Genomic DNA, 11,327 nt, shown 5'->3' with positions numbered 1-11,327 from the left:
AGCCTTTTTTCTATCTAAATAAACAAGTTAGCTCTTAAGATCCTGTCTATGAAAGGTTAATAACCATCTCAATTGCTCGATAATTGATCGCCAAGCAGATGCGTACTGTTTCTATAAACTCAGTTTCTATGGGCTAGTTGAGTTTTAAAAGTGCTTTTTCGAACACTTATGTCTGATTGACTTTTGAGCGCGTCATTGTAGCCATGCGCAAATTGAGTTTGCACTAGAAACCATTTGTAACATAATTTATTGGTGCCGATGAGCGTTCCATTTTTGTGATGTTTGTTCAGATTTTTATCGATGGGTTTATTTTGATTGAGTGAGCTTATGGTTGTAGATAAGGAACTTTAACTAGAAAGTTTGATGGCGGTCACTTTTTTTACTAACCAGATGGTAAGTTTTTTTGTGAGAGAGTGTCTAATTGATTCTTTTTGTTGCAATTTGAGGTTTGTAATCTTCGAACTTAACCAGTTTTTCGGCGTGATAATGAGGTGAATTTCAATATAATCATATATTAACGACAAGATTTGCCCCTTGAACGTTGTAATATCTCAAGCTTAATTGACCACTGAATAGCCCTTTATATCGCGGCATTGCGATTTCAGGTAGTGATAACCAAGCTTGGCTTTCCACTCCGTTATAATCCCATTTTTCAGAGCTGTTACTCTTTCATTTCTGGGATGTCCGTCTTTCCAAAGTGCTGAATTTTTGTGTCGTAAGTCTCCCCCCTCTGAGACGGCGCGGATCTTTCTACGTAAAGAAATAAATAATGTTGGCATCACCTCATTATCGCCAAGCTTTACAAGGCTAATCTAATAACTAATGGCTTCGTGGATATCAACGTCAAAGCTTACGCTATGTTCTCTGCTTTTCGAGCCATGTTTTTCATCTTTTACTCACTCTCTCTAAAGGTCCTGAGTTCTGTTGAGTCTATGGCTATGTGGTGAGCAGCACCTTTATATTTATTCCAATATTTAACTTTACCGTTTGTGAGCGATAGCTTATACAGGTGTAATTAAAGGGGGGGGGGGGCTAACCTCAATCCCCCCACTTATTTATCTTGGTTCGACTGACTTGGAGATATTTTGCAATTTGTGTACGAGAGAGGCCTCTTAAACGTGTGCGAGTAAACGCACACAAATCAATGATGAAAATTGGAAGGGATTGGTATTTCGTAGCAGGTCATTTCGTGAAGGCTGCTTAGTTCACACTAAAATGTAGATGATAGAGGCCCCTTTGCGGAGCCTTTCACTTTGTAACGATAGCTTATTTGATGGCGAAGGTCGGCAATGATAAATGCCAACGAATAGCGCCAAGCCTGATCAATAGTGTTGAGAACACGCCGGCCAGAAATGCAGTTTCTGAGTCGTGCCCCATGCTGATCGCCACGGTATGGAAAGCGCCACCAATGATACAAGCGGTCGCGTAGACTTCACTTCTTAGAATCATTGGCACTTCACGGGCAAGCACGTCGCGGATAATACCGCCACCGCAACCGGTGATGACACCCATGATGATGGCCACTAGTGCTGAATCTTGATAGATAAGCGCTTTTTCCACGCCAATGCCAACAAACACCGCTAGGCCAATCGCATCACATACCGGCAATATCCACCAAGCCAGACGTTTCGGGCGTCTTACAATAATCATGGTCAACAAACAGGTGATGATGATGACCCAAAGGTAGGTGGTATCGGTGATCCAAAACACGGGAGTTGCACCCAATGCCATGTCACGAATAGTACCGCCACCAATTGCGGTAACACTGCCTAGAACGGCTACGCCAAAGGGATCCATCTTAAGACGGCCTGCGACAAATACGCCTGAGACAGCAAAGATGGCAGTGCCAAATAAATCGATAATATAAAGCAGCATGGAGTCCATGATACTGGTGCTCTTATAGTTAAAATTGTAGGGACAGGTCGGTGGCGAATTGTACGAAAAAACGCAGCAAATAGTTAGTGATTTTGCCTAGCTCTATCGAAGAAATCGCATACTTGTTGGATCGCTTTCAAAGTTCTTGTTGTCGGGCGATTAATCCAGTCTGAATTGAGGGACCAAATCTGATTTTGAGCGACTGCTGGGATTTCATCTTCCCATGTTTGCCACATGGTTCCATTCTCAATCGCGTGCTGAGAAGTGAAGATCACTTGCGGTTTTCTTAATACAACTTGTTCAATACCAACTTGCGGATAGGGAGAGGCGCTGTCTTCAAAAATATTGTGGCCACCACAAAACTCAAACACCTCACTTGGCCAGTGTCCTTGAGCAACAGTGATGATCGGCTTTTCACTGAGCTGGTAGAAGTAGTTTACTGGCTCGGCATCTTTGTATTCTAGTCTCAACGCGTTGAGCTGCTCTCTGTATTGCTGAGCGTTATTTTCGCCAATGCTTGGATCGCTAGCGTATTCGCTCAGTTGTTCAATATTGGTTGCGATACTGTCTAGGCTTTTGGTCTTGGAGTAGTAAATATTAAAACCAAATTGCTCTAGTTTCGCGAGCTCTCTGGGCGGGTTTCCCGCTGGCCACGCAAGAATCAAATCAGGCTGAAGTGCGATGATCTTCTCAACCTTGATACCTTGATAGTTTGCCACTTTTTCAAGCTTATCGGCTTGTGGTGGGTAATCACTTCGTTCACTTACGGCAACAAGGTTGTTGCCTAAACCAGCGCTGTACGCGAGTTCAGTGGCATGAGGAGCAAGGCTGACTACGCGTTGAGCCAGCTGTACTTGTTCTTGAGTCCGTGGTGCTTCTTCTGCAAATGATAAAGGCAGCCATAAGCTGGAAGACAAAATAGTAAGGCTTGTAACAAGTGCTGAAGGTTTCACTCTAAATCCCTTGGTGAATAAATAGTAAGGCTAGGCTTTGTAAAAATATCCAGATAGCGATGCGGCCAAAGAGTAGTTTCTGAACCTGAGATAGATGCAGAGCTGACGGTGCGATTCTTCCGCCTAATTTTGCGCGAATGGCTTTAGTGTTGTCGTAAATCGCAGGGCCACCTAATGATAACTCCAGCTTGTTGCCAACAGCCGTGATTAACCAGGCTGGGCCGGGTAGTGGCCAAGAGCGACTTTGGACTAGCATCATCTTAAATGTGTGCGTTGCTTTATCACCAAAGACGATCATCAAGGCAAATAAGCGCATTGGTATAAGTTCTAGGATAGCGACGATCTTGATTGCCGTTGAGCCGAAAGGAGAAAACTGCTTGCGACTTGGCGACCAAGCTCGAGCTAACTCGACCACAAGGCGATACATTAACGCAGCGATTCCACCACCAATGGCGTACCAGAACAACACACAAACTACGTTACGAGCGTAACCCATGATTATGGTTTCTGTGGCGGCTTTGCCGAGGCCAAGTGACGAAAGTGATTCGGTTTGACGGTTGACAATCGGAGCCAGTAACTGACGAGCGGCCGCTTTATCTTCTCGGCCAAGTACTTTGATCAGTTGGTTAGCCAGCTTTTCATTATTGCGCCAATCAATCGCGAGTAATAACAGTGCCAATTCAAACAGTTGAGATTGCCAAACCAATGGTTGCAGTGCCAATAGAATAACCAGAGTTGGCAGTACCATTAACCCCCAGGCTAATGTGCCTGAGATTAAACTTTGGGAATAGTTGTGGTTGTTATTAACCTTGCTTGCTAAAAGCTCAGCAAACTTATGCCATAAGGTCGTGGGGTGTGCGGCATGGGGGATAGGTAAAATTAAATGAAAAAGCAGTGCTCCCCACATCACAAGGAGCACGCCATTTGCAAATACCTGATCAAACAGTGTTTGCATGTCTAGTCGCTTACTTTAGTAGGGCAACCATCTTGATAACCATTTCAGAAGAGCTTTGCGCTGCTAGTGGCAGGAACTCTTCGAAGCTCATTGGTGATTCTTTGTCTGCAACATCAGAGATTGCACGAACAACCACGAATGGTACTTGGAATTGGTGACAAGCTTGAGCGATAGCCGATGCTTCCATCTCTACAGCAACCACTGATGGGAAGTGCTTACGGATGAACTCTTGGCGTTCTGCTGTGCAAACAAATGCGTCGCCAGTACAGATAAGACCGCGAACGGCATGCTTATCTTCCATTTGTGCTAGAGCTTGTTCAGCAACAGCCATCAGTTTGTCGTCAGCTTTGAACGCTGCAGGTTGACCTGCCATTTGGCCGATTTCGTAACCGAAAGCCGTTACGTCTGCATCGTGGTGACGAACTTCAGTCGAGATAACAACATCGCCAAGGTTCAGTGTTGAATCAAAACCGCCAGCAGAGCCAGTGTTTAGAACGACATCTGGTTGGTATTCGCTTAGTAGGATTGAAGTACCAACTGCTGCTGCTACTTTACCAATGCCTGATTGAAGCAAAACAACGTCAACACCATTTAGCTGACCAGAGAAAAAGGTACAACCGCCTTTATTAACTTCAGTAATGTCTGAAATTGCTGCTTTTAGGATCGCAACTTCTTGCTCCATTGCGCCAATGATGCCGATTTTCATGTGTAGTCTCTTAATAAAAATATTTAAACAGTAGAGCGAAATTGTAGCATGGATGAGAAGTGTCGAGCGACAGCCCTGAAGCACTTCTCATCCGAATAGCAGCGATTTATCTGCGTATTCCTTTATCTATTTGATTAGGCCTTCGCTTTTTAGGCTTGCGCGAAGTTGTTCAGCGCGTTTACGGTTCACACCAAAATCAGAATGGCCAGTACGAGATTCAGAACGCACGATCAGTTTGCCATCGGTGATTTTAAGTTCTAAGTCATCGACAAAGCGCATGATGCGAGAGGTACATTCAACACGCAGATAATCTTCTGTTTTACTCGCGGTTTTTGATCCCGGTAAGGTTAGCGCAACCTGCTCAATCGCATCTAAGCTCGCTGAATCTGACAACTCAAACGCGGCCAATGCATGTTGCTCACGATCATCTTGAGTTGATACGCAGTTTGGTTTGTCTCCACAAGGTGATGAAGTTCTGTCTTTCATGTCCGTGATTCCTTGGCTGCAAGCGGTTAACGTTAAAAGTGATAACGAGAGGAGAGCTGCTTTTTTCATAATGTTTCCTATGGCGTTGTTTTAATTGTAGTTATAGGTATTGGCTTGTTTGCGATTGTTTTACGTATTTTTCGATATGCTTGTGATAAACGTATCTAATTCAAAAAAGGATCCATCATTGGATCCCTTTTTTATAGTAACGGCCTGAGTAATAAAGGAAACCTTAGATTAGTCACACTTCTAGGTAGTCCAAGATCCCTTCTGCGGCTTTACGGCCTTCATCGATAGCGGTCACCACTAAGTCAGATCCTCGAACCGCATCGCCACCTGCAAATATCTTGCTGTTGGTGGTTTGGTATTGAAACTCTTGTTTGTTAGGAGCCTTGATGCGACCCCACTGATCGAGCTCCACACCGAAAGGTTCTAGCCATTCCATCGTATGAGGTTGGAAACCAAATGCCATAATTACGGCATCAGCCTCAAGAACATGCTCACTGCCTTCGACAGGTTCTGGACGACGACGGCCGGCTTCATCAGGCTCACCCAAAGCGGTTTTCACGAATTTCACACCAACCACATGACCAGCGCTGTTAAGCTCTAAGCCGATAGGTTGTAGGTTGAACTTGAACTTCACCCCCTCTTCACGTGCATTTTTTACCTCACGGCGAGAACCTGGCATGTTGGCTTCATCTCGGCGGTAAGCACACACCACATCTGCCGCATTCTGACGAATAGAGGTTCGAACGCAGTCCATCGCCGTATCACCACCACCAAGCACGACGACTTTCTTACCTTGCATATCGATAAATGGGGTTGGGTTTTCCAGTTCCATGACCTTGTAGGTATTAGAAATCAAGAATGGCAGAGCATCATAAACGCCCGGTGCATCTTCGTTGTCTAAACCCGCACGCATGTTTTTATAGGTGCCGACACCAAGGAAAACAGCGTCGTAGTCATCGACGAGTTGCTGAAGTTGTACATCTTTGCCGACTTCGGTATTCATTTGGAACTCGACGCCCATCTCGCTAAAGATACGGCGACGATTTTCCATGATGCCTTTCTCAAGCTTGAACGATGGAATACCAAACGTCAGTAGGCCACCGATCTCCGGATAGCGGTCAAACACAACGGCTTTTACGCCATTACGAACTAGGATGTCAGCAGCAGCAAGACCTGCTGGCCCCGCACCGATGATCGCGACCTTTTTATCAGTCCACTCAACGTGAGACATGTCAGGCTTCCAACCCATCTCAAAGGCTTTGTCGATAATGTACTTTTCAATATTGCCAATGGTTACGGCACCGAAATCGTCATTGAGGGTACAAGAGCCCTCACACAAGCGGTCTTGAGGGCAAACTCGACCGCAAACCTCAGGCAGGCTGTTGGTTTGGTGAGACAGTTCAGCGGCTTCGATAATACGCCCTTCATTGGCAAGCTTAAGCCACTGAGGGATGTAGTTGTGAACAGGACATTTCCATTCACAGTATGGGTTACCACAGTCTAAACAACGGTCTGCTTGCGCTTTCGCTTGCTGTTTAGTGAAAGGTTCGTAGATCTCTACAAACTCAATCTTACGTATCTTGATTGGTTTCTTCGCTGGGTCTACGCGATTCACATCAATAAATTGGTATACATTCTGGCTCATTATTGGCTCCTTCCAATTATTGCGCTTGAACACGAAGTTCAGCTGAGCTGCGGCTTTGGTGGCCGAGCAAGGTGTTCAGAACCGCCGTCTTTGGCTTCACTAGGTAGAACTTTGGAATCCATTCATCAAAGTTCGCCAGAATAGCTTCAGCGTGTACTGAGCCAGTCTCTTCTAAGTGCTCTGCAATTAAGCCACGCAGATGTTCTTGGTGGATAAATAAGTCAGACAGAGAAAGTGCCTCGACCGACTCGTTATTTACTCGACCTTGGAAGTCTTCGTTCTTATCCATGACATAAGCGAAGCCACCTGTCATACCCGCACCGAAGTTGACGCCAGTTGCGCCAAGAATGGCAACAATACCGCCGGTCATGTATTCACAGGCGTTGTCACCAGCGCCTTCAATCACAGCAACCGTACCTGAGTTACGTACGCCAAATCGTTCGCCAGCCGTACCAGCTGCAAACAGCTTGCCTCCAGTTGCGCCATACAGACAGGTGTTGCCTATGATGGTCGCTTCGTTACAAGTAAATGCGGTGCCTTGGTGAGGCTTGATAACCACTTTGCCGCCAGCCATGCCTTTGCCAACATAGTCATTGGCATCGCCTGTTAGGTAAAGCTCAACGCCGCCTGCGTTCCAAACCGCAAAAGATTGGCCTGCTGTACCGTCGAGATATAACTTGATTGGTGAACCTGCCATCCCTTGGTTGCCGTATCGCTTAGCAATTTCACCAGAGATACGAGCACCAATCGAGCGGTCTGTGTTGATCACGTTGTAGTAAAGGCTGGTGGATTGACGTTTCTCAATTGCATCGAGTGCATCATCCAGAATCTGCTGGTTGAGCTGAGCTTTATCAAATGGTGCGTTTGGCTCGGTCCAAAACAGTGGGTGACCTTCTGGAGATACCGGAGCTTCGAGTATTGAAGAGAGATCGAGCTTGTTCTGTTTCGCGGTGAGGCCTTGAACGGCTTCAAGTAAATCCGTGCGACCAATCAGGTCCGTGAGTTTTTCTACGCCGAGTTCTGCAAGGTATTGGCGAACTTCATCGGCTAGGCCTGTAAAGTAGTTCACCACCATGTCTGGCAGGCCTTTGAAGTATTCGCGGCGTAGTGTTTCATCTTGAGTCGCAACACCCGTCGCACAGTTGTTTAGGTGACAAATTCGTAAGAACTTACAACCCATTGCGACCATTGGCGCGGTACCAAAACCAAAGCTTTCTGCACCGAGAATCGCACCTTTAATCACATCAAGGCCAGTTTTTAAACCACCATCGACTTGCAGGCGGATCTTATGACGAAGCCCGTTAGCAACCAGTGCTTGTTGAGTTTCTGCTAAGCCAAGCTCCCAAGGGCAACCTGCGTATTTTACCGAGGTTAGAGGGCTTGCCGCGGTACCGCCATCGTAGCCAGAAATGGTGATCAGATCGGCATAGGCTTTCGCTACACCAGTTGCAATCGTGCCTACACCCGGTTCCGATACTAACTTTACTGAAACCAAGGCTTTAGGGTTCACTTGTTTAAGGTCGAAAATCAGCTGCGCTAGATCCTCGATAGAATAAATATCGTGATGTGGAGGAGGGGAGATCAGTGTCACCCCTTGAACTGAATATCTCAGCTTAGCGATTTCTGCGGTAACTTTATGGCCGGGCAGTTGACCACCTTCTCCAGGCTTCGCACCTTGTGCGACCTTGATCTGCAAAACATCCGCATTGGTTAAGTAATGTGACGTCACACCAAAACGACCGGAAGCTATCTGCTTGATACGAGAGTTACGGTCAGTACCAAAGCGTCGAGGGTCTTCACCACCTTCACCAGAGTTTGAGTAACCACCCAAGCGGTTCATCGCCATTGCTAATGCTTCATGCGCTTCTGGGCTCAAAGCACCGATCGACATTGCCGCAGAGTCGAAGCGTTTAAACAGATCGCTGTTAGGCTCGACTTGCTCTAGTGGTAGAGGCTGATCGGCTTTTTTGAGGCTCATTAAGTCGCGTAACATCGCAGCTGGACGAGCATTTACTTGCTTAGCAAAAGAGAGATAATCCGATGTCTCACCTGTTTTTACTGCAGTTTGCAGAGTGCCAACCACATCAGGGTTATAGGCGTGATATTCGCCGCCGTGTACGTATTTGAGTAAACCACCGTGCTCGATTGGCTTACGCTTAGTCCAGGCTTTACGCGATAAGTTATAGATATCTTGTTGGAAATCGCTAAAGCTTGCGCCTTGGATTCGAGTGGTAACTCCGCGGAAACAGAGCTCAACAACATCGGAATGAAGGCCAACGGCTTCGAAAAGCTGTGAACAGCGATAAGAGGCAATGGTTGAAATTCCCATCTTCGACATGATCTTGTACAGACCTTTGTTGATGCCGTTTTGGTAATTTTGCATTGCGGCACGATAATCTTTATCTAAAGAGCCATCATCCAACATTTTACCTAACGCTTCATAAGCGAGGTATGGGTAAACCGCGGTTGCACCGAAGCCAAGCAGCACAGCAAATTGGTGTGGGTCGCGCGCAGTTGCTGTCTCAACAACGATGTTGGCATCACAACGCAGGTTGGTATCAGCAAGCCTTGTTTGCACCGCACCAACCAACATGGCTGCAGGGATCGGTAGTTTTCCTTTCTCTAAACCTTTGTCCGACAGCACAACTAAAACCGCACCTTCGCTGACTTCTTGTTCGGCGCTATCACATACTGCTTTGATTGCTTGTTCTAGATCTTGGTTATTCGGGTCGTAGTGCATGCTGAGAATGACATGACGATAATGTTTTTGACTCAACTGCAGAAGCTGCTGCATGTCTGAGTAAAGCAGTACTGGTGAATCAAACGTGACACGATAGGCGTGACCGTCTGTTTCACAGAACACGTTCATCTCTTTCCCAATACTGGTCGCCAAAGACATCACGTGTTTTTCACGCAATGGATCAATCGGTGGGTTGGTGACTTGTGCAAACTTTTGACGGAAGTAATCAGTGACCAAGCGTTCTTTTGAAGAGAGCACAGCCATTGGCGTGTCGTCGCCCATTGAGCCTACTGCTTCTTGCCCCATATCACCAAGCACACGCAGCACTTGGTCGGACTCTTCGTTGCTCATCGCAAACTGTTTTTGGTAGGTCTTGAGCGTATCATCGTCAAAGCTACGCTTACCCACTTGGTCATCTTGCAGCGCAGAAAATGGCGTTAACTTGTGAACGTTCTTTTCCATCCACTCTTTATATGGGTGGCGGCCTTTGAGGTCATTGTCGATCTCATTAGATTGCCATAGCTTGCCGCGGCGAGTATCTATTACCAACAGTTCGCCCGGGCCAACACGGCCTTTCTCTGCGACTTCATCCGGTGCATAGTTCCAGATACCGACTTCTGATGCGAGCGTGATTAGATTGTCTTTGGTAATCACATAACGCGCAGGACGCAGGCCGTTTCTATCTAGGTTACACGCAGCGTAACGACCATCTGAAAGTACGATACCAGCAGGACCATCCCACGGTTCCATGTGCTTTGAGTTGAAGTCGTAGAATGCACGTAGATCTGGGTCCATATCTGGGTGGTTTTGCCAAGCGGGCGGCACAAGCATGCGCATCGCTCGGAACACATCCATACCACCGGCAAGGAACAGGTCGAGCATGTTATCTAGGCTTGATGAATCTGAGCCTGTCTCATTCACAAAGGGTGCGGCGGTTTGTAAGTCTGGCAGCAACGGCGAAGAGAATTTATAGGCACGAGCCTTAGCCCACTGACGGTTACCTTCAATGGTATTGATCTCACCATTGTGTGCTAAATAGCGGAATGGTTGAGCCAGTGGCCAACGTGGTTGAGTATTGGTTGAGAAACGCTGGTGGAACAGACATATCGCCGATTCCATACGTAAGTCAGCAAGATCGAGGTAAAATCGCGGAAGATCGGCCGGCATACACAAGCCTTTGTAAACCATGACTTGTGTCGAAAGGCTACAAATATAGAAATCTTTGTCTTCGGTGATCTGCTTTTCAATTCTGCGACGAGCAATATATAGGCGGCGTTCGATGTCACGCTCACGCCAGCCTGCAGGTGCTGAGATAAAGACTTGTTGAATGTTTGGAACAGAATCTTTTGCGATTGGCCCCAAAACGTCGGTGTTAGTCGGCACGACACGCCAACCTGCGACGGTGAGTGTCTCTTGAGCGAGCTCTTTATTGACGATGTCTTGCGCGGATTGCGCTTTGATTGGATCTTGGCTGAAGAAAATCATGCCGACAGCGTATTGCTTGCCGAGCTTGAAGTTATTCTCTTCAGCAATAATTCTGAGATAAGAGTCAGGCTTCTGTAGTAATAAGCCACAGCCATCCCCGGTTTTACCATCCGCAGCGATACCACCACGGTGTGTCATGCGATCGAGGGCTGAAATAGCAGTTCTTACCAACTTATGACTAGGTTGGCCTTCCATTTGCGCTATTAAACCAAATCCACAGTTGTCTTTTTCAAGACTAGGATCATATAGAGCCATTGCAATTCTCCCTTTTGCTTCTCTGTCATCCAGACAGTAAATGACTAACTATTCATATACTTGTTGTTTTTTATAAACTGATAGTTTGCTTTAGCCAGTTAAAACGTTATTGGTTGTGTTAACAAAACCGATTGATTTTATTTTCATCAGCTTTACAACGTATAGCTAATTGTGTTTAAGGTCAAGTTCATGGTTAATTATCATGCATAAACGCGATT

General features: G+C 46.4%; 7 protein-coding genes and 1 pseudogene. All 8 read right to left on the bottom strand.

Going from position 1 to position 11,327, the window contains the following annotated elements; translation table 11 throughout:
• Nucleotides 1–507: 507 nt before the first annotated feature.
• A pseudogene (locus ACED46_RS08945) lies at nt 508–1,017 on the bottom strand (IS5/IS1182 family transposase); the annotation flags it as partial.
• Between the two features lie 249 nt (nt 1,018–1,266).
• On the bottom strand, nt 1,267–1,884 hold the full coding sequence (locus ACED46_RS08940; RefSeq protein ID WP_017070823.1) for a TRIC cation channel family protein: 618 nt from the start codon (nt 1,882–1,884) through the stop codon (nt 1,267–1,269).
• A gap of 74 nt (nt 1,885–1,958) precedes the next feature.
• Entirely contained in the window at nt 1,959–2,828 is an 870-nt protein-coding gene (gene btuF, locus ACED46_RS08935) for a vitamin B12 ABC transporter substrate-binding protein BtuF (RefSeq protein WP_017059298.1), read from the bottom strand.
• A 1-nt stretch (nt 2,829) separates the two neighbouring features.
• Nucleotides 2,830–3,783, bottom strand: a complete 954-nt coding sequence (locus tag ACED46_RS08930) for a cobalamin biosynthesis family protein (protein WP_102332777.1) — start codon at nt 3,781–3,783, stop codon at nt 2,830–2,832.
• Nucleotides 3,784–3,793: 10 nt separating this feature from the next.
• A complete protein-coding gene (mtnN, locus tag ACED46_RS08925; protein WP_012603226.1) occupies nt 3,794–4,489 on the bottom strand; it encodes a 5'-methylthioadenosine/S-adenosylhomocysteine nucleosidase in 696 nt (231 codons plus the stop codon).
• Nucleotides 4,490–4,615: 126 nt separating this feature from the next.
• Nucleotides 4,616–5,044 (bottom strand): DUF1499 domain-containing protein, encoded by a 429-nt coding sequence (locus ACED46_RS08920; RefSeq protein ID WP_017059301.1) that lies wholly within the window; start codon nt 5,042–5,044, stop codon nt 4,616–4,618.
• A 172-nt stretch (nt 5,045–5,216) separates the two neighbouring features.
• Complete coding sequence (locus ACED46_RS08915; protein WP_371721279.1) at nt 5,217–6,629, bottom strand: FAD-dependent oxidoreductase; 1,413 nt, start codon at nt 6,627–6,629, stop codon at nt 5,217–5,219.
• A 16-nt stretch (nt 6,630–6,645) separates the two neighbouring features.
• Nucleotides 6,646–11,109: a glutamate synthase large subunit gene (gene gltB / locus ACED46_RS08910; RefSeq protein WP_371721278.1), complete on the bottom strand. Its 4,464-nt coding sequence runs from the start codon at nt 11,107–11,109 to the stop codon at nt 6,646–6,648.
• Nucleotides 11,110–11,327 lie beyond the last annotated feature (218 nt).

The organism is Vibrio sp. 1S139 (assembly GCF_041439475.1).
Taxonomy (GTDB): Bacteria; Pseudomonadota; Gammaproteobacteria; order Enterobacterales; family Vibrionaceae; genus Vibrio; species Vibrio crassostreae_C.
This window is presented reverse-complemented; position numbering and strand designations above follow the sequence as displayed.